This is a genomic window from Frankia sp. AiPs1 (genome assembly GCF_023716945.1).
GTDB lineage: Bacteria > Actinomycetota > Actinomycetes > Frankiales > Frankiaceae > Frankia.
This window is the reverse complement of sequence record NZ_JAMQQF010000073.1, coordinates 1-19,354: the sequence shown is the minus strand read 5'-3', so window position 1 is coordinate 19,354 and position 19,354 is coordinate 1. Positions and strand designations below refer to the sequence as shown.

16 protein-coding genes and 1 pseudogene are annotated in these 19,354 nt (G+C 72.0%); 12 read left to right on the top strand and 5 right to left on the bottom strand.

Annotated features, from left to right (window positions below; genetic code table 11):
• Positions 1-392 precede the first annotated feature (392 nt).
• The 4 genes from ND748_RS10165 to ND748_RS10150 all read left to right on the top strand — a co-directional run bounded on the left by ND748_RS10165 (position 393) and on the right by ND748_RS10150 (position 4,803).
• The gene (locus ND748_RS10165) at positions 393-884 is read left to right on the top strand and encodes a transporter (RefSeq protein WP_251745426.1); all 492 of its coding nucleotides are present in this window, start codon (positions 393-395) and stop codon (positions 882-884) included.
• 102 nt (positions 885-986) lie between these two features.
• Positions 987-3,263, top strand: a complete 2,277-nt coding sequence (locus ND748_RS10160) for an ABC transporter permease (protein ID WP_251745423.1) — start codon at positions 987-989, stop codon at positions 3,261-3,263.
• On the top strand, positions 3,260-4,108 hold the full coding sequence (locus tag ND748_RS10155) for an ABC transporter ATP-binding protein (RefSeq protein WP_251745422.1): 849 nt from the start codon (positions 3,260-3,262) through the stop codon (positions 4,106-4,108). Before ND748_RS10160 ends, ND748_RS10155 begins: the two co-directional genes overlap by 4 nt.
• A complete protein-coding gene (locus tag ND748_RS10150; protein ID WP_251745421.1) occupies positions 4,105-4,803 on the top strand; it encodes an ABC transporter ATP-binding protein in 699 nt (232 codons plus the stop codon). Before ND748_RS10155 ends, ND748_RS10150 begins: the two co-directional genes overlap by 4 nt.
• Positions 4,804-4,973: 170 nt before the next feature.
• Here ND748_RS10150 and ND748_RS10145 read toward each other — a convergent pair whose 3' ends face one another.
• Positions 4,974-6,335 (bottom strand): ABC transporter substrate-binding protein, encoded by a 1,362-nt coding sequence (locus tag ND748_RS10145; protein ID WP_251745420.1) that lies wholly within the window; start codon positions 6,333-6,335, stop codon positions 4,974-4,976.
• A 115-nt stretch (positions 6,336-6,450) separates the two neighbouring features.
• Positions 6,451-7,980: a MarR family transcriptional regulator gene (locus ND748_RS10140; RefSeq protein WP_251745419.1), complete on the bottom strand. Its 1,530-nt coding sequence runs from the start codon at positions 7,978-7,980 to the stop codon at positions 6,451-6,453.
• A gap of 468 nt (positions 7,981-8,448) precedes the next feature.
• On the opposite strand from ND748_RS10140, the gene ND748_RS10130 reads away from it, so the two are divergent.
• From ND748_RS10130 to ND748_RS10120, 3 genes are all read left to right on the top strand, one after another.
• Positions 8,449-9,756, top strand: a complete 1,308-nt coding sequence (locus ND748_RS10130) for an acyltransferase (protein ID WP_251745418.1) — start codon at positions 8,449-8,451, stop codon at positions 9,754-9,756.
• 1,556 nt (positions 9,757-11,312) lie between these two features.
• Entirely contained in the window at positions 11,313-11,726 is a 414-nt protein-coding gene (locus ND748_RS10125) for a hypothetical protein (protein WP_251745417.1), read from the top strand.
• Positions 11,727-11,984: 258 nt separating this feature from the next.
• Positions 11,985-12,353: a DUF2752 domain-containing protein gene (locus ND748_RS10120; protein WP_251745416.1), complete on the top strand. Its 369-nt coding sequence runs from the start codon at positions 11,985-11,987 to the stop codon at positions 12,351-12,353.
• 343 nt (positions 12,354-12,696) lie between these two features.
• Here the strand turns inward: ND748_RS10120 and ND748_RS10115 are convergent, their stop codons facing one another.
• Positions 12,697-13,671, bottom strand: a complete 975-nt coding sequence (locus ND748_RS10115; protein WP_374215887.1) for a TrmH family RNA methyltransferase — start codon at positions 13,669-13,671, stop codon at positions 12,697-12,699.
• Between the two features lie 206 nt (positions 13,672-13,877).
• Here ND748_RS10115 and ND748_RS10110 point away from each other — a divergent pair, with 206 nt between their 5' ends.
• Both ND748_RS10110 and ND748_RS33965 read left to right on the top strand, forming a co-directional pair.
• A complete protein-coding gene (locus ND748_RS10110; protein WP_251745424.1) occupies positions 13,878-15,317 on the top strand; it encodes an 8-oxoguanine deaminase in 1,440 nt (479 codons plus the stop codon).
• A gap of 68 nt (positions 15,318-15,385) precedes the next feature.
• Positions 15,386-15,511 (top strand): hypothetical protein, encoded by a 126-nt coding sequence (locus ND748_RS33965; RefSeq protein ID WP_285901880.1) that lies wholly within the window; start codon positions 15,386-15,388, stop codon positions 15,509-15,511.
• A gap of 46 nt (positions 15,512-15,557) precedes the next feature.
• On the opposite strand, the gene ND748_RS10105 is transcribed toward ND748_RS33965, so the two are convergent.
• Both ND748_RS10105 and ND748_RS10100 read right to left on the bottom strand, forming a co-directional pair.
• Positions 15,558-16,061 carry a bacterioferritin gene (locus ND748_RS10105; RefSeq protein WP_251745415.1) on the bottom strand — a complete coding sequence of 168 codons (504 nt, stop codon included), beginning with the start codon at positions 16,059-16,061 and terminating at the stop codon, positions 15,558-15,560.
• A gap of 824 nt (positions 16,062-16,885) precedes the next feature.
• Entirely contained in the window at positions 16,886-17,110 is a 225-nt protein-coding gene (locus ND748_RS10100; RefSeq protein WP_251745414.1) for a hypothetical protein, read from the bottom strand.
• 351 nt (positions 17,111-17,461) lie between these two features.
• On the opposite strand from ND748_RS10100, the gene ND748_RS10095 reads away from it, so the two are divergent.
• The 3 genes and pseudogenes from ND748_RS10095 to ND748_RS10085 all read left to right on the top strand — a co-directional run.
• Positions 17,462-18,433 (top strand): hypothetical protein, encoded by a 972-nt coding sequence (locus ND748_RS10095; protein ID WP_251745413.1) that lies wholly within the window; start codon positions 17,462-17,464, stop codon positions 18,431-18,433.
• Between the two features lie 117 nt (positions 18,434-18,550).
• Entirely contained in the window at positions 18,551-18,802 is a 252-nt protein-coding gene (locus ND748_RS10090) for a hypothetical protein (RefSeq protein WP_251745412.1), read from the top strand.
• Positions 18,803-19,141: 339 nt separating this feature from the next.
• A pseudogene (locus ND748_RS10085) lies at positions 19,142-19,354 on the top strand (aldolase); the annotation flags it as partial.

The following is a 19,354-nucleotide window of genomic DNA, read 5'->3' as shown; positions in this document are numbered from 1 at the left end:
GCCCGGACGGGCAGCGCGCCGCCAGATCCGGGCGGCGGCCTGCGCCGCAGCAAAGCCCGCCGAAGTCAGTCCGCGGCCGCGGGGCCCGTCGGGCGAGGCGAACCGATCGGCCTGGGGTCGACGGTCGGCGACATAAGGCCCAGACTGTCCGTGAGCGGACATACTTGACCGACCTTGGCGGACGTTGGCCTATCCTCGGATACCGAATGCGACGAAGACTCCCGTGCCGCCGGAGCTCGCCGAGAACATCCGTGGGCCACCCGACAGAGCACCCGGTCAGCTCCTCGCACTAATCTGACGTCTGTCGTGACCCGGATCATCTACCGGGACGGGCGCCATGCGGGACTCCGCCCGAACGACCGACGACGAGACGCTCCATGGGGGAGACGAAAGTGGACGAGCAGACCGCTGGGACCGGTAACCCCCGGCCCACCGCGCGCCTGGTGGTCGACGTGGTCCGTGCGCTGCGTGGATGGGTGGTGGCGGCAGCCGGCGGCGTCCTGCTTCTCGGCTGCTACCTGGGCGTCTCCAAGGAGACGGACGTCGCACTGCAGCTACCGTACGTGGTGTCCGGGGGTTTCGGCGGCCTGGCGCTCGTCCTGATCGGCAGCGCGTTGCTGGTGGCTGACCGCTTCGAAGCGGCACAGGCCGCGCAGGCCCGGACGGTCGGCCAGGTCGACGACCTGCACTCGCTGATCATTGCGGCCGCCACCGTGGGTGAGCAGGTCGGCGGCGAGCTACCGACCGCCCCGGCCCAGGCGACCTACCAGCAGCAGTCCGCGGCCCCACCGCAGAACTCCTACTACAACAACGCGGCCGGTGACACCCCACCGGGCGGCTCGGCCCGCCCGGCGGGCGTCAGCGCCCCCGGCCCGCGCGCCTGACCCGCCGGCGTCTCCCCGCACTGCGACGGCGCCCCGGAAGGCGAACGTTCCCGTGATCACTATTGACCCGGCCGGCGCCGGCTCACGCCGAGGGGGTGGCCGATGACCAGCATCGATCTGGCGCTGGCCGGCCTCTCACTGGGCGCCATCGCCGCCCTGTCCGGCATCGGCCTGCTGGTCACCTATCGCACCAACGGCGTGCTCAACCTCGCCCAGGGCGGGATCGCCACCCTGGTGGCCTACGTCTTCCGCGAGATGGTCGTCGAGTGGGACCTGCCGATCTGGCTGGCCGCCGTGGTAGCCCTCGCCGTGGTGTCCCCCGGCATCGGGCTGCTCCTCGAACGGCTGGTGTTCCGTCCGTTGGCCCGCCGTCGGGCGTCGGCCGCCGAGTCCCTCGTCGCCAGCCTCGGCGTGCTGGTGCTGAGCCTCGGCATCACCGCGGGCATCTGGGGGCTGGGGGCGCGCAGCGACGCGCCCAGCCTCTTCCCGAACTCGTCGGTCCGGCTGTACGGCGATTCCCGGGTCGGGGTCGACGCCCTGGCCGAACTGGTCATGGTCGTGGTGTTCACCGTGGTCATCGGGATCATCGCCGCCCGTACCGCCTTCGGTCGCCAGATCCGGGCCGTCGTCGACGACCGCCAGCTCGCCGAGCTGTCCGGGGTGCCCGCGGACAAGGTGGCGGCCGCCGGCTGGGCCGCCGGCACCACGATGGCGGGCCTGACCGGCATCCTGCTCGCCCCCCGCTTCCAGCTCACCCCCTACGGCCTGACCCTGCTGGTCCTGGAGACCTTTGCGGTGGTCGTGGCCGCCCGGCTGTCGAGCATGCCGGTCGCGGTCCTCACCGCGCTGGGCATCGCCATCGGGCAGAGCGAGCTCAAGCAGTTCACCCTGCACGGCGACGCCGGCCAGATCCTGACCGTGCTCCAGTCGAACCTGTTCATCGTCGCCCTGCTGGTCCTGCTGCTGGCCGTCCCGAAGCTGCGGGAGCTGGGCTCGGGCGACTCGGGTGCGACGGCGAGCTTCTCCAGTCGCGGCGCCCCGCCGTCCGGGCGGGTCAGCGGGGTCCGCCTGCGCCGGGACTACCTCGGCAAACTGGGCGGCGGGGCGCTGCTGCTCGCGCCGCTCACCTTCGCGCCCTCCGACCTGCGCTCGGCGTTCACGGTGCCGGCGCTCGCCCTGATCTTCCTGTCGATGGTGATCGTCACCGGCTACAGCGGGCAGCTCTCCCTCGGGGCGGCGGGCTTCGCGGGCCTCGGCGCACTGCTGTCGCTCAAGCTCGCCAACGGCGACCTGTTCGGCCTGCCGGCCATCCCCGGGATCGCGTCGATGTTCCTCGGCGCGCTGTTCGTCGCCCCCATCGGCCTGATCACCGGCTACCCGGCGATCCGGCGCCGCGGGCTGACCCTGGCCCTGACGACCTTCGCCGTCGGGGCGGTCGTGAGCCGGTTCGTCTTCGAGCAGCCCACCTTCGCCACCGGGCTCTACCTCGACCCGCTGTCGCTGTTCGGCTGGGAGCTGTCCGAGAAGGCCTTCTACGTCTTCGAGCTGATCTGCCTGGGCATCGGCCTGCTCGTGGTGCGCAACCTGCACCACGGCCGGCTCGGCCGAGCCCTGCTCGCCCTGCGTGACCACTCCGAGGGCGCGGCCGCGGTCGGCGTCGACGTGCGCAACCTCAAGCTGCTGGCGTTCACCGTCTCCTCCGTCGTCGCCGGGCTCGGCGGGGCGCTGCTGGTGCACAGCAGCTACTCGTTCTCCGCCGACGACTTCGCCCCGCTGCAGAGCCTGCTGTGGTTCACGGCGGTCGTCGTGTTCGGCGCGGACAGCGCGGCCGGCGCGATCGTGGCCGCCGCCTTCATGGTCACGATCGACGTGCTGGCCCCGGCCGGATCATCGACGCTCGCCATCGGCATCCTCGCGCTCGCCCTGGGATGGATGCCCGGCGGGCTCGCCTCGGCCGTGCGCGGGGGGGTGCGGCTGCTCGCCCAGTACCTCGCCGACAGCTTCGTCGACCCCAACCAGCGGGCCCCGCGGCCGGTGCCGGTGCGCATCTCCGCGGTGGGCCACCTGCCCGCCACCACCGGCATCACCGGCAGCACCGGCATCCCCGGGATCGGTTCGACCCTGGGGGCGGCCCGCGCCGGGCACTACGCCCGCTGGCCGCTGTCCGGCAACCAGCTCGGACTGCCCGCGGACGCCCCCCGGCTCACGCCGTTCGGCGCCAGCCTGGTGGCGATGGTCGAGCAGTACGCCGCCGGCCAGACGGCGGTGGCCCGCCAGCGGCAGGCCACCGCGGGCCCGGACGGCGCCCCGCGCCCGGCGGTGCCGCACTTGTCCCGCGCCGACGCCGGCACCCACCCAGCCGAGGGAGGCCGGGCATGAGCCGGCACGTGCTCCAGGCCGTGGGCCTGGTACGCCGCTACGGCGGCCTCACCGCGGTCGACCATGTCGACCTCGTCGCCCCGCCGGGCATGATCACCGGCCTCATCGGGCCGAACGGCGCCGGCAAGTCGACGCTGTTCAGCCTGCTCACCGGCGTCGAGCAGCCCGACGAGGGCAAGGTGGTGCTCGGCAACACCGACATCACCCGGATGCGGCCGGACATCCGATCGCGGCGCGGCCTGGTGCAGACCTTCCAGGTCCCCTCGCTGTTCCCCACCCTGACCGTCGCGGACAACCTGCTCGTCGGCGCGGAGAACCGGCGCCGGGACTACGCCGGCGGCCTGCTGGGCCTGTCCGCGCAGGGCCGGAGCCGGGTGAGCCACAGCATCGAGCGCGGGCTCGAAAGGCTGGGGCTCGCCCCGAAGGGGCCGGTGACCCAGATCGTCGAGGAGGTCCTGGACTCCCTCGGCCTGTCCGACGTGCGGGACACGATCGCCGGCACGCTGCCCACCGGGGCGCTGCGGCTGGTCGAGTTCGCGCGGGCGCTGTGCGCGCGCCCGGACATCCTGCTCCTCGACGAGCCCGCCAGCGGCCTGGACAGCGAGGAAACCGCCAAGCTGTCGCAGTTGCTGCGCCGGACCGCCGCCGGCGGGGTCGGCATCGTCATCGTCGACCACGACGTCGACCTCGTCTTCTCCGTCGTCGATCAGGTGTATGCGATGGTCGGCGGTCGGGTGGTCGCCTCCGGCGACCCGGAGACGGTCCGCAACGACCCGACCGTGCGGTCGGTGTACCTGGCGCAGGCACCCCTCGCCGTGGCAGGGCAGTCCGGGGAGGCACGATGACGACGGCGACCGCCGAGCTCGCTCTGACGGGGGCCCGCGCCGGCTACGGCACGGTCGAGGTCCTGCACGGCCTCGACCTCACCATCCCGGCCGGGAAGGTGACCGCGCTGCTGGGCGCGAACGGCGCGGGCAAGTCCACCACCCTGCGGGTGCTGTCCGGGCTCATCCCGCTGCGGGCGGGCACCCTGACCTGGCGCGGCGAGGACATCACCCGGCTGTCCACCGTCGATCGAGCGCGCCGTGGCCTGATGCTGGTGCCGGACGAGCGGGCCGTGTTCGCCACCCTGTCGGTCCGGGACAACCTGCAGATCATCGCCGAGGCGAGCGGGCATCCCGACATCACCCCGGCGCTGGAGTCGTTCCCCCGGCTGCGCGAGCGGCTCACCCAGCGCGCCGGTTCGATGTCCGGCGGCGAGCGCCGGATGCTGGCGCTGGCCAGGGCCCTGCTCGCCCGCCCCTCGGTGCTCATGGTCGACGAGCTGTCCCTCGGCCTGTCTCCGAAGGTCGCCGCGGACCTGTTCGGCTGGCTGGCGACCGTGGCCGCCTCCGGCACCACGGTCCTGCTCGCCGATCAGTACACCGAGCAGGCGCTGGCCATGGCCGACCAGGTCTACGTCCTGCACCGCGGGGAACGGTCTTTCGCCGGCACGCCCGCCGAGTTCGCCGGCCCCGCGCCCGCCGGCGCCTCCACCTGACCCGCTCCCCCGCCTGAACCACTCCCCGGTCTGAACCCACCCCCGCCGGAACCGCTCGCCCGCTGCCACGAGTCGGGCCCCGGCCGGGACCACCCGCGGATGCGGGGATCCCGGCCGGGGCCCGAGTCGTTCGGCGGCCGTCACCTGTCGACAGGCTGGGCCGCCGGTCGTCAGCCCGCCGGGTAGGGCAGGTTCGGAACGGTGAAGCAGTTGGTGTTCATGTCCTTGACCTGGGACTCCCAGCCGCCCTTGCCGCCGTTCGCCGAGTCCTTCCAGCGGGCGACGTTCAAGCAGTTCTTGTCCTCGGCGGGTGGCTGCGCGGCCTTCGTGAAGTTGCGGCCGGCCGAGATGAGCAGCCCGTGGCCGTCATAGTCCTTGCCGCTGTTCATGAACGCCTCGACGCAGGTGCGGGTCACGTTGGCGCCGCAGGACCGGATCGCGTCGGTCAGCCACTGGGCAGAGGCGTAGCCCTCCAGCGTCCACAGGTTCTCCTTGGCCACCCGGTCGGGCGCCGCCGCCTGGAGATCCTTCTGGAACTGCGCGACCGCGGGGATCGAGGTGTCCTGGTAGTTGGCCGAGCCGCTGGTCGAGTAGATCGTGTTCCGGCAGTTCGGCGACGCGCTGTAGACCTGGCCGATGTTGTTCGCCCAGCCCTGCGGCGTGGTCACCTTCGCCTGCAGCCCCATCTTCTGGCTCTCGATGGAGTTGCAGAGCTGCGCGTTGCCGCCGTCGTCCATCGCGTCGAAGACGATCTGCACGCCGCGCCGCTTGAGGTCGAGCACAGCGGAGTCCCAGTTCGGCGCCCCGAGGTTGATCTGCTCCTCGACGACGTTGTAGCCCTCCTTGCGCAGGCCGTCGGCCACCGACTTGGCGTAGCGCTGCGACGGGGCCACGTTGTAGTACACGACCCCGGCGACGTTGGTGTGCAGATTCTGCTTGAACCAGCGGTAGATCTCGGTCCCTGCGTACAGCGTGCCGTTGTAGCCGGGGCGGTCACCGTTGCGCGGGTAGTAGCTGCCGTAGATCGAGTACAGGTGCGGGTACTGGTCGTACTCGGTGCCGACGGGCTGGCCGCCGATGTCGGGCACGCTCTTCGAGTTGATGTACTGCGCACCCGCGTAGTTGAAGGCGGTCACACCGGCGAGTGCGAAGACCTTCTCGTCGTCGACGAGCTTGTGCGCACAACTCACGTTGCCGTCGCCGCTGCCCTTGTCGTCGCACTCGACGAGGTTCACGCTGCGGCCGTTCACGCCGCCCGCCGCGTTGAGCGCCTTGAAGTAGGCTCGCGCCCCGTACAGCGAGGCGGAGAACGTGTCTGGACCGAAACCGCTGCTCAGACCGGCGATCGTCCCGATCTTGATCTCGGTGGGCGTGACCCCGACGTCGGAGGCGGTGTTGTTCGAGGCGCCGGCCTGCGTGCTGGGGGCCGTGGTCGACCCGGTGTTGCCCGCAGTGCTGCCCGCACGGCTGCCGCAGGCGACGAGCGCCAGCGACGACAGCACGACGGCGGCGACGAGCGATTTCGCTCGCATGGACATGCTCTCCCCTGGTAGATCGGTGACGCTCGAACGGTACGGCCGGATCGACGCCCTCGCTACGTCAGGCTGACGACGGCCAACCAGCCGCCGCCGACCACGTACCGTTACATCAACCGGCGTTGCGTACAAACATCCGGCGCCACCAGCTTCGACGCACCGCAGGCGCGCTCGCGCGCTCCACCGGTGCCTCCTCCGCGGTCGGGGAGCTGTCCCCGCCCACGCCCTTACCGCCCTCCCCGTCACCCGTTCCCGCGCCCTCTGCCACCACGACGACGCTGTCGGTGGCCAGTTCCGCGGAAGGGAGAACGCCGGTCCCCGTCCGGTCGCCGCCCCCGTCGGTGGCCGGAGCCGCCGCGAGGACCGCCTCCGTCCCGGAGGGCTCGGCTACCGTACCGCCCGCCTGCCCCACCGCCGTCGTGGCATCGCCCGGGGCCGTCGCCGATGCCGGCGGGATCGTGCTCCCCAGCCGGGCCATCGCCTCGTCGAGGGCGGCCAGGACCTGCCCGAGCGTCGCCACCGAGTCCTCTGCCGCGCTGGGGGACGAGGGCACCCCGGCCCCGGCCACGGCTATGGCGGCCAGTACCTCCTGCGCCACCTGGACAGGCTCCGGCGCCGGCACGGCGACCCGCTCCCCGTCCTCGGCCACGACCGGCTCCCCCGCCACGACGAGAACCGGCTCGACCTCCACCACCGGCTCGACCTCCACCATCGGCTCGGCGGCTACCACCGACTCGGCCGCTACTTCCGGCTCGGCAGTTGCCTCCGGCTCGGCGGCTACCTCTGCCTCCGACTCGGCGGCTACCTCCACGACCGGGGCCGGCTCCCCCACTGCCACCGGTTCGACAACCAGTTCAGACCCGACCGGCTCAGGCTCAGTCGCCACCTCAGACCCGACGGCCTGCTCGGACTCAACCACCGGCGCGGACTCAACCACCGGCGCGGACTCAACGGCCTGCCCGCTCTCAACGGCCGGCACAGACACGACAGCCTGCTCGGACACGACAGCCTGCTCGGACACAGCGACCGGCCTGGACACGACGACCTGCTCGGGCACAGCCGCCTGCTCGGGCACAGCCGCCGCCTCGGGCTCGTCGGTCGGCTGGCCTTCCGCGAGCAGCAGCGGGGCGGCCTCGGCGACCGGCTCGGTCGCCGGCTCCGGCTCGACGGCCGGCTGCGGCTGCGGCTGCGGCTGCGGCTGCGGCTGCGGCTGCGGCTGCGCGACGCTAAGCGGCTCGATCTTCTCCGCCGGCTCGGCGCCGGTCTCCGCCGTGGACTGTTCCGGTTCCACCGAGGGGGCCAACCCCGCCGGGCTGGCCGGTGCCACAGCAGCAGGGGCGGACACAGCAGGCGGGTCGGTCACAGCAGGCGGGTCGGCCTGGGCCAGCACCCCGGGGACGGAACCGGTGGGGACGGAGCCACCCGGGATCTCGGGGGCCGGGTCGGCCGGCTGCGACAGGCGGTTGAGGATGAGGCCGCCGGCGCCCTGCGCGCGGCGCAACTGGCCGGTCTGGGCGAGTCGCCGGCAGACCTGGTTCACCGTGCCCCGGTTCGCCCCGATTGCCGTCGCCAGCCTGCCGTCGTCCAATCCTTCGGGAACCTTGGCGAGCTGGTCGAGTATCCGCTCAGCAACAGTAGCCACAAAGCGGGACGCTATACGCTAACTGCCGCCCGGTGGCAAGCGGGGTCGCCCCACGCGGTAATCGTGTCCATACTGCTGCCGTTGGCATCCGGACTGTTGGTCGTACCCGCCGCGCCCCGCTCGGCAGACCCTCACCTGAGATGGGAGTGGGGATCGACCGCGCCATCCCCGCCACGCACAGCGTGTCACCATCAATGACTTGCCGACTACGGATAGCTATATTCCGCCGGAGAGTCGCCGCGCGCGACCAGGACTCGGATCCACTCGCCCGAGACGACGGGCAGCCACCTCCTACCCACCCACCGGAAGGCAGGCGTGTCGTGTTGAGGTTCGCGATTCGCCGGCTCGACCGGGGCCGGACCTGCCCGCGCAGTTACCGCACGTCCAGCGGCGATGTTCCTGGCTGCGTCGCCGTCCACTGCGTCGCCGTCCAGGCCAGGGCATTCACGCCGAACCCGTGGTGACCGGATGAGCCGCCAGCAACCGCGACAGACGCTGGGGTCGGCGTTCGACCCGCGCCGGAACAGTTTCGGATTCCTGCGGATCGGGCTGGCACTGGTCGTCTTCGTCCAGCATGGCCTGGCCGCCGGGGGATTCGCCCCCGCGCCCACCGCCCAGTACGACCCGGCCGTACTCGCCGTCGACTGCTTCTTCGTCATCAGCGGCTTCCTCATCACCCGCAGCCGCGTGCAGGTCAGGTCCACCCCAAGGTTCCTGTGGCACCGGTTCCTTCGCGTCCTGCCCGGATTCTGGGTGTGCCTCGTCGTCGTCGCGATGGTCATCGCTCCGCTCGGTTGGCTGCACGAGCACCGGACGCTGGCCGGCTACTTCGGCTCCCACCCGCACGGCCCCTTCACCTACCTGACCGCGAACAGCCTGTTGGCGATGCGGTTCTACGACATCGCCGGCACCCCGCGGCAGGTGCCCATCGCCAGGATGCCCGGGGGGCCGGTCGCGTGGGACGGCTCGCTGTGGACCCTGTTCTGGGAGGCGCTGTGCTACCTCGGCATCGCCGCCCTGGGTGCGTATGGCCTGCTGCGCCGCCGGCGGGCGGTGGTCGGCGGGCTCACCGTGGCGCTGTGGGTGGTGTGGGTGCTGCGCTGGTCGGCCCTCGAGCGGCTTCCCACGCTGCTCGCCAGCGACCTGGCCGGCGCCGCGGTGCGCCTGGGCTCGCTGTTCCTCGCGGGCGCCCTGCTGTACCTGTACGCCGACCGCGTGCCGTTCTCCTCGCGGCTGGGTCTGCTCGCGGTCGCGCTGACCGCTGCCGGTCTGCTGTGTCCGGACGGGCACACGGTCATCAGCCTTCCGCTGGCTTACGTCTGCGTGTGGGCGGCGCTGCGGCTGCCGCTGTGGAAGGTCGCCGCCCGCGACGACCTGTCCTACGGCACGTACATCTACTCGGCGCCGGTGCAGCAGCTGTTCGCCGTCTACGGCCTGCACCGGCTCGGCCTGGTGCCGTACTTCCTCACCTGCCTGGCCGCCACCACCATGCTGGCGCTGGCGAGCTGGCGGCTTGTCGAACGGCCGGCGCTACGCCTGAAGAACCGTTCCCTGCCCGGGCCGGGTGGCTGGGCGGTCCTCGCGCGGCTGCGGCACCGTCGCCTGGGGGCGGGTGCCGCCGGCGCGGCGGCGATCCCCGCTCAGCGCCGGGGCGGGGGCGAGCGAGCGGCCGGGGCCGACGAGGGGCCGGCTGAGCGGGCCGTCCTCGGCGAACAGCAGCAGAGCGAGCAGGATCCACAGGAAAAGGGCGACGCGGTTGGCGGTCAGCACCGGTAGGCCGAGCGTGCTGGCCAGGCACAGCATGGTCACACAGGTGGCGAAGCGTTGTTCCGCCGGCTCCCGCTGCCGCCGGGTCCGCCACCAGGCGATGGCCACCAGCAGCAGGACACCGGTCAGCAGGGCGACGCCGAGCAGACCGCCGGCGACCACGGCCTCGGCCCAGGCACTGTCGTAGGGGACGGCGAGGCCACCGGCGCCATAGCCGAGCCAGGGCCGGGTGTCGAGGACGAAGTTCCAGGCTCGCGCGGAGGCTCCGAGCGGTTGGAACCGGTCGGCGGTGTACTGCGCGAACAGGCCGTTGGAGCCCGCCCCAGGGATCAGCATCCGCAGCATCCAGGAGCCGTTCCAGCGCGCGAGCCCCAGCTCGCCGGCCAGGACGCCACCCAGGGCGAGCCCACCACCGACGGTCAACAACCGGCGCAGCGGACGCCCGAACCTGGCCGCCTGCCACAGCGCCAGCGGCAGCCCGCACAGCAGGAAGATCTTGGAGACGCAGAGCACCCCGCCGACGAGGATCGGCAGAATCGCGACGGCGAGGACGACCGGCCGATCGCGACCGCGTTCGGGCCGGGCCAACAGGTAGACCGCCGCGAACAGGGCAAGGGAGTAGGCGACTCCCGCCTCCACCGGCTGGTTGAAGATCCCGGACAGTCGGCCGTTGTTCGCCGCCAGCACGGCCACACTCTGCCCGTCTAGGGCGACACCCCCCCAGAAGGCGGCCAGAACGGGCGAGAGGTCGACGAACAAGCCGACCACCGCGATCACGCCGTTCAGCATCATCAGCGCCAGGAAGATCTGGCAGAAACGGTCGAGTGCGGCCTGCCGTGTATAGCCCGCCGCCAACCACCGACCGACCATGAAAAGCACCGCGGCGGGATAGACGTAGTTGTCTACGCCAGCCTGCAGGGAGCCGGGAAAGAAATCCCCCGAAACCGTCACGCCAATCGAGTCCAAGACCACGTAGAGAGCGAAGAATGTCCAGGTCAGCGCCACCAGGAGATGCCTTGGGCCGAGCCCGCGAAAAATCCCTCCGAACGGCAGGAAGAGGAGCAGGCCGCCGTAGACGACCACCTGTTCCGTCCGAATTCCGCTGACCACATACGGCCCGAATCCTGCTACGACGGCCAATCCCAGCCAGATGGTCGCGCTAGGCCTCGGAGCGACTTTTTCAGGTGGAGACACCGTCGCATCATGGCACACGACCAACCCGCTTCCCCGCGATTATCCGGCCGGCCGCAGAGGAAAGAGGACTTTGGCCCCAGCGGTTTTCGCCCCGAGGCCACCGGCGGTCCGGCCCGGCCTCCGTCGAGCCCGTCGACACTGCCCCGGGCCGGCTGCCGGGTCGGCGCGGCCGGCGGTGGCGCGCGCCGACGGACAAAGCGCGGCGCGGTGCGGGCTTAGCACCGCCGGGCCAGGGAAGGTGCAACCTCGAGGCGTGCCGGGAACGGCCCGGGACGCACCGATGTCGACAGCGACCGGACCCGTCGGCGATCCGTCCAGGTGCGCGTCACCGGACGACCGCCGCTCACCGGGAACCGGTCGGGGAGGCCCACGTGACGCAGCCAGCCTCGGATTCCGACTCGTGGAACCGCGAGGACTCGCCCCTGGAACCCGCCGAGACGTTCGACAGCGACGACCTCGGCTCGACGGACGCCGGCCGAGACCCGCTCGATGACAGTTGGGAGGCTCCGGACCGGCCGAGCGCGAGCGTCCGGTACCCGCACACGCCGCGGGAGGAACGCGAGGGCTCGTCCTTCGCGGAGCAGCTCGCGGCCGAGCAGCCGGACACCGACCCCTACCTGGAGGCCGAGCGCCGGGAGTCGGGCCGAATTCTGCGCGCTGACGTCAATGGCGATGACACCACGGCCTTCGAGGACACGGCCCTGGAGGACTCGGCCTTCGAGGGGGACGAGGACGTGGCGACCAGGAACACCGCGGCCGAGGAGATCGCCCTGCATCTGGAGTGACCGTCCGTGACATCCGCAACCAGGGCGTCGAGCGGGAAGCCGGGTGTCGGGAGCTGGGTGTCGGTATGGCCGCCGGCAGGCGCGGGCCCTCGCTGCCCCGGCTACGCTGCTCGGGTGACGGTCGCGATCCCGCATCCGGACCATCCGCCGCCCGTCCCGGTCGTGGCGACGCGGGCACGATCACCGCGGGCACGATCACCGCGGGACTGGTCACCGCGGGACTGGTCACCGCGGGCGCGCCTGGGCGGATTCGCCGCGGTGGGCGCGGTTGCGGCCGCTGCGGCCGTACGGGTCTATCTCGTCGATCCGGCCCAACCAGGCCACTACCCCACCTGTCCGTTCCGCTGGGCGACGTCCCTGGACTGCCCCGGGTGCGGCACGCTGCGCGGACTGCATCAGCTCCTGCACGGGCATCCAGGCGCGGCCGCCGGCTACAACCTCTTCTTCGTCGTCGCCGCGCCGATGCTGGTCCTCGGCTGGGCGGTGGCGGTGGCGCGGGCCGCCGGCTGGCAGCGCCCGCTGCCCCGCGTTCCGGCCCGGCTGCTGCCGATCATCCCGGTGCTGATCATCGCCTTCTGGGTGTTGCGCAATCTGCCGCTACCCGGCTGCACGTGGCTCGCGTCGTAGCGCAGCGGCCCAGAAGCCCTCTCCCGTCCCGACCATCACGTTCCGTGATGTCTGACAGCCCAAGGACGTCGGAAGGCCCAGGGACGGCGGGCGGCCCAGAGGCGGCGGGCGGCCCAGGGACGGCGGGTCGCGATCTGGGTGGCGGTTCGCGCGTGGGCGGCGGATGCAGGGGAGAGCGCCTTCGTGGTTCTTCTGGAGGGTTCGGCGTCCTATTCGTCCCTACAGAGCAACCATGTGGCTCCGCTCCCAGCCGCGCCTCCTCGCGGAGCGGTGCTGGGACCCCAACCGTCGTCAATCTCCAGCAGTGTTCGGCGCGCCAGGCACCGGCAGGCAGCTGGTGCAGTCAGCGCCGGCCCAGCAGGTAGCAGGCGATGGCGGCGGTGGCGGCGACGTTGAGCGAGTCGACGCCGTGCGCCATCGGGATGCGGACCCGCGCGGTCGCCGCCGCCTGCGTCGGTGCGGACAGGCCGGGCCCCTCGGTGCCGAGCAGAAGCGCGACGCGCGCCGGCGCCCCAGCCGACCCGAGGGCGGCCGGACTGGAGCCGGTCGGGCCGGAGTCGGTCGGGCCCGCGGCGGTCGGGTCCGCGGTGTCGAGGTGGGCGGCGAAGGCGCCGAGATCGGCGGCGTCGGCGGCGGGGGTCAGCGCCAGCAGGGTGAAACCGGCGTCGCGGAGCAGGCCCAGCGCGCCCGGCCACGGGTCGAGCCGAGCGTAGGGCACGGCGAAGACCTCGCCCATCGAGACCCGCACGGAACGGCGGTAGAGCGGGTCGGCGCAGCGGGGACTCAGCAGGACCGCGTCCATCCCGAGCCCGGCGGCCGAACGGAAGATCGCCCCCAGGTTGGTGTGGCTCACGATGTCCTCACAGACGAGGACCCGCCTCGCTGCGGCGAGCACGTCCACCGGGGCCAGCGGTGGACGTCGGCACATCGACGCGAGCGCGCCGCGGTGCACCTCGAAGCCGGTGATGGCGGCGAGGACGTCGGCCCCGGCCACGTAGACGGGGACGTCCCCCGGCAGGTCCGCCGGTACCGCGCCCAGCCGGGCCGGGGAGACCAGGACCGAACGGGGCCGGTAGCCAGCCCGCAGCGCCCGGGTGATGACCCGCTCGCCCTCGGCGATGAACAGCCCGTCGGTCGGCTCCCGGCGCCGGCGCAGGGCGACATCGGTGAGTGCGACGAAGTCGTCGACGCGCGGATCCGCCGGGTCATCGATCGCCACGACCTGCGTCGCGACCGGCTTCGAAACCGGCTTCGAAACCGGCTTCGAGACCGGCACCGAGACCGACGCGGCCGCGGCTCCGGGCAGGTCAGCGGGCACGCCGGAACCTCCGGACGCGGCCGGTGACACCCGGGCGTAATGAGCGGGACGCAGAATCGGCGGCCATGACCGAGCCGCACTCCGCGTCCCCAACGGCAGCTGCGCCCACACCGGCAGCTGCGTCCACACCGGCAGCTGCGCCCACACCGGCACCGGCGCCCGCCCCAACAGCTGCGCCCACATCGGGGCCCGCCGTTTCCCGTCCCATCACCGTTCCCGTTCCCGCCGATCTGCTCGTCGTCGGCGCCGAGCTGGTCGCGACCGTGGACGCCGACCGCCGGGAGATCCGCGGCGGGTGGGTCGCGGTGACCGACGGGCTGGTCAGCGCGATCGGCGGGCCGGCCGATTCGCCGCCGCCGGCCGGACGCACCCTGCGCGCCGACGGCGCACTCGTCACGCCCGGCCTGGTGAACACGCACCATCACATTTACCAGAACCTCACCCGCGCCTTCGCGCCGGCCCTGGGCGGCACCCTGTTCACCTGGCTGTCGACGCTGTACCCGCTGTGGTCACGGCTGGACGAGGAGGCGGTGCACGTCTCGGCCTACGTCGGGCTCACGGAACTGGCGCTCGGCGGCTGCACCACGACCACCGACCATCTCTACGTGCATCCGCGCGGCGGCGGGGACCTGATCTCGGCGGAGATCGCCGCGGCGACGGCCCTCGGCGTGCGGTTCCACCCGACCCGCGGGTCGATGTCGCTGTCGGCGAAGGACGGGGGCCTGCCGCCCGACTCGGTGGTCCAGGACGACGACGAGATCCTTGCCGAGTCGGCCCGGCTGGTCGCCCGCCACCACGACCGGTCGTGGGGCGCGATGGTGCGCGTGGCGCTCGCGCCCTGCTCGCCGTTCTCGGTCAGCCCGGCGCTCATGCGCGCCACCGCAGAGCTCGCCGAGCAGCTCGACGTGCGTCTGCACACCCATCTCGCCGAGGATCCCGAGGAGGACGAGTACTGCCTGGCGGTGTTCGGCCGCCGGCCCATCGACCAGTTCGCCGAGGTCGGCTGGGCCGGGGATCGGGCGTGGGTGGCGCACTGCATCTGCCCGAACCCCGAGGAGGTCGCCCGGCTGGGCGCCTGGGGCACCGGGGTGGCGCACTGCCCGAGCAGCAACATGATCCTCGGCGGCGGGCTCGCGCCGATCGCCGAGCTGCGGGCGGCCGGCGTCCCTGTCGGCCTCGGCTGCGACGGTTCGTCATCCGCGGACTCGGCGTCGCTGTGGCTGGAGGCCCGCACGGCGATGCTGCTCGGCCGGCTGCGGCACGGCTCCGCCGCGATGTCGGCCCGCGACGCATTGGAGATCGCCACCCGGGGCGGCGCGGGCTGCCTCGGCCGCACCGGCGAGATCGGCGAGTTGTCCGTCGGGGCGGTCGGCGATCTGGTCGTCTGGCCCCTGGACGGGGTCGCCTTCGCCGGGGCGCTGTCCGATCCCATCGACGCCTGGCTGCGCTGCGGCCCGGTGGCCGCCCGGCACACCGTCGTGGCCGGCCGGCTCGTCGTCGAGGACGGCCGGCCGGTGCATCCCGACCTGCCCGCGATGCTCGACCGGCACCGCACGCTCGCCGCCGGCATCCAACGCGCCTTCGACGACGTCGGCGTCGATCCCGCCGCCATCCCCCAGGCCGGTGCGGGCACCGTGCTCCGATGAGCGGCGGCCGCGCGCCCACCTGCGACACCTGACCGCTGGCCCGCGCCGACGCCCTCGACGTGCCAGGGATGAACCCGAAGGTCGAGCTGCGCATCCGCATCGCCAACGCCTTCCCGGCGCTCCCCGACCATCCCTACCCCGCGATGCGCGCCGCCGGCCTGCTCGCCACCCTCAATACCGATGCCCGGCCCTGACCGACTATCAATCGGGCGCCGACGCCTCCGGACAAGCGGGACGTGCTCAGGCCGGCGACGGGGCAGCGTCGGCGGTGGCCACGGCGAGGCGCTGCGCGGTGTAGAGCGGCTCGCCGAGTCGGTGGTAGAGCGACAGCTCGGTGTCGAGCCAGGCCAGGTGCCGCTCCTCGTCGGCGAGGACGGTCTCGATCAGGATGCGGGTGGTCGCGTCGTGCTCGGCGGCGGCGACCTCCGCCGCCTGGTTCAGGCCGGGACGCGCGCCGCGCTGGGCCGCCAGGTCGTTCTCCAGCACCTCCCGCAGGGTCGTCCCGATGGCCGGCTTGGCCACCACGAAGTCCGGCCGGCCGCCGAGGTCGAGCAGCCGGTTCAGCACCGCGGCGATGGTGACCGGCTCGTCGGCGATCCGCTGGGCCATACCCGCGGCCAGGCCGTGCAGGCCCCAGGACTCGACGAGGACGAGATGGGTGCGGTGCTGGGCGTAGCCCGCCCAGTAGCTGCCGAGCAGCTCGTTGAGCAGCTCGGTGACCGGGGTTGTCTGCGTGTCGGCCATGCGTCCGTCCCTCCCACGGGGCGGGCGGGCCACCGGCACCAGGCGGGCACGGCGCCGCAGGTCGTCCCGCCCAGATCTTCAGCTGTCCAGGTCAACGAATATATGTTGCCAGTCTAGGCACATAAAGCGGGATCGGAGTGAGGACCAGCGGCGGCGCGCTCCCGCCCGCGCCGGACCGAGCCGCCGGACTCGACTGGCCGCCCGTCCCCCGGCGCCGCCTGGGACGCCCCCACGGGACGGCCCCATTCGGCGCCCAGCCGCGGCGAACACCGGCAACACCGGCAACACCGGCAACACCGGCAACAGCAGTGACCGCAGCAACGTCGGCAACACAGCTAACACTCAGTCCGACACCTTGCGAAACCTGGACCGGTCGCGACAAAAGGGCACGATTAGGGCGCGCTACTGGTGAGCCCGCGCGAAGCAAACAATGGGCGGCATTTTTTGTCGAATGACAGCATGGGCGTCCAGTCGGAGACCGTTGTGGAAAACTTTCTTCCCGACAGATTCCGCCGTGTACCTTGCGATCGACTAGCGAAAGGGTAGTTTGGGAAACCTACGCAACGGGGACTACGGCACTACCGGACCACAGAACGAGATGTCATCTCCGCCGAGGTCTGCCAGCCGTATGCATCACCGCGCGGACCATCCAGCAGCGGAGGACAGCCGTGGTTTCCTGCCGACGGGGACCAGATCACCCGAACACGGTCGTGGCCGCGCGCCAGCAGTCGAGAGCGGGCGATCCGGGCTGGGACGAGCCGCAGCCCGGACAACCTCCGTTGCGCGGTTGTGCACGAGACCTACCGGCTACCGACCTGGGAGCACTAACGGTTGATGGGCGCCAGCACGAGCGCGACGAGCAACACCTCCATGCAGATCGCCAGGGCCAGGAAAGCACGCGCCGGCAGGCGCGTCACGAGCGGGAATCCGATCGCGAGAATATGGCGATCCCGCCCCCCGCGCGCGGCGGCGACCTGCCCTCCTTCGCCGCCATGTTCCGGCGGCACTCCCGACCCGTGAGCCACTGCTCCGTCAATCGCCTTGGCCATTGTCGTCCCCCGAACGAATCCGCCGCCCGGCCTCAGGACCGAGCTGGCACTCCCCCGACCAGAAGTGGATCTTAAGCAAAGCTTAGTGTGGCAGAGGAACTGGAGCGCGGCAAGAAGAACTACGAAGAGTTTCTCAACGTCCGGTGCATTCACCAGGTTCCCACGCGGGCCAGAGCGCCATCCAGCGGAGGAGCCTGAAAGCAGGCGCCAAGCAAGAAGTCCGGCCGACACGCAGCGTGTCTATCCGTGCGGCGCCGGGACACCCGGGAGTCAACCCGCCGCCGTCTACGCGCCGCTGCGGGAGTTCCACAGCGCAGATATCGAAGCTGTCAGCTCGGAAGGTGAACTGCAGTGCGCGGTGACAGGCGAGACGACTTCTGGTCGCATATCCGAGAGGTCGTCGCTTTTCTCTTCACGATCGGGGCAAGCGTCACCAGCCTCGGCAACTGGACGGCGGGGACCGCGCAACTGGTACTCCGCGTCGTCGCCGTCGCCTCGGCCGCTTATGCCGCCCTGCTCTTCGGCGGCGGCTACCTCGCTGCCCGCGATCGCGGCCGACTCGCGGGCGACCAGTTGGCCAAGGACCTTGTCGACATCGTCACCCGTCAGTCGGCACCCAACAAGGAGCGGGTCTCCGTCGACATCCTTGTCGGCCGCCGCGACGCCGATGACCTGGTCATGGAGACGGTACGGGTCCAGCCGGACCCGCAGTTCATCCACCGACTGGTGCGGCCGATCATGCCGGACCACTGGAAGATGCCGCGGAAGCTGGCGGACATCGACTTCGAGTGCAGCGTCGACAGCAGCGAGGACGGTCCGGTCCAGGTCCACCATCGGCTCATCCGCACGGCCGAGTTCCTGCAGGTCTGGCTCATCTTCGTGCCGACCGTGACCGGCGAGACGACCTGGAGTTTCCGCTACCGCCCCAAGGGCCTGTGGCGGGTGCTGCGCAAGACCGGCCGCGACCGTCTCGTATGGCACGACACAATGCCGTCCGACAGAACGTCACCGATGATCGATTTTTGCATCCGCTTCGTTTTTGCGGATCCCGATTACCAGCCGCGGGTGAGCGAGCTGAGCGGCCTCGGGACGGTCACGCCGCCCGTCCGGCTGCCTACCGGCGGATGGGAGGTCACCTGGCAGGATCCGAATCCGCAGGGCAGGCGATACGAATGGACGATCACTCTTAGCCCCTGGCGCAACGGCGCGAAGAAGTCGCGTTGGTCCCTGGCTCAGCCGGATTCGACGACCAGCACGCCGAACGAACCGCTACGCACCTGGGATCCCGGGCATCGCCCGGCAAAGGAGATGGATGATGACTGACAGACGATGTGCACCGCCGACCCTCGGCGGCGAGGGCGGCACCCGCCGGGTCTCTGCTCGCGCAGCCAGGCCGTGAAGCCGCCCCGGCGGCTCGCTGCGCGGTCATGACCTAGGGATGTGTGCCGCGTCCGGCTTCGTTCCGGGCAGCCGGACGCGGCATTCACATGGCGGCGCCGCCGGGCGGGCGAGGCCGCCGACTTCCGCTTCGCTGCGGCGCGGGCGCGGTTCGACCTCGGCCGCCTGCCCACCACGATCAGCACCGACCTGGACCTGTTCAACACCGCCGGCCCGGTCTGGTCGCCGCCCGAGACGATGTCGAAGATCTGGATGCTCGGTCGACCTCGTCGATCTCCCACCCGTGGCGGCTGACCCCGGTCGGCTGCCTCCGAGGGGGCGTTTGGTACAAAGCAACAGGGCAGTTCGGACCGGGTTACCCGGTTGACCCCCTCGAGCCCGGCGAGCTGAGCGATGATGGTTCGGGCGCGGGAAGCCGGACCTCCCCACCGAGACCGCCGCCGCCGGTGCCGCGCATCGACCCCCCCGATCGGTGCGCCCAGCACCGGCGGCGGCTTCGTCCCCGGCCGCCGCCGTCACCCCGACCGCCCCGGCTTCCCGGCCGCCACCGGCCGACGGCCTGTCCGACCTGACCGGCACCCCGAGTAGCGCCCCGATCGGCGACTTGAGCGGCGAGGGCCGGAGACTGGGGCTATGCCGACGCTGCCGCCCGATGTCGTCGCCCGACTGACCGCCGCCCTCGACCCCGTCGACGCGGACCTCGCCGCTCGCCAGCCGGGCGGCTCCGGCGCCCGCCAGCCCGTCCACACCTGCTACCTGCCGGCCGATCAGATGGTCCCCGACGTCGTGCCGGCCTGGGGCGCCCGGGCCCGCGCCCTGCTCGCGGCGTACGGCCCGGACCCGGCG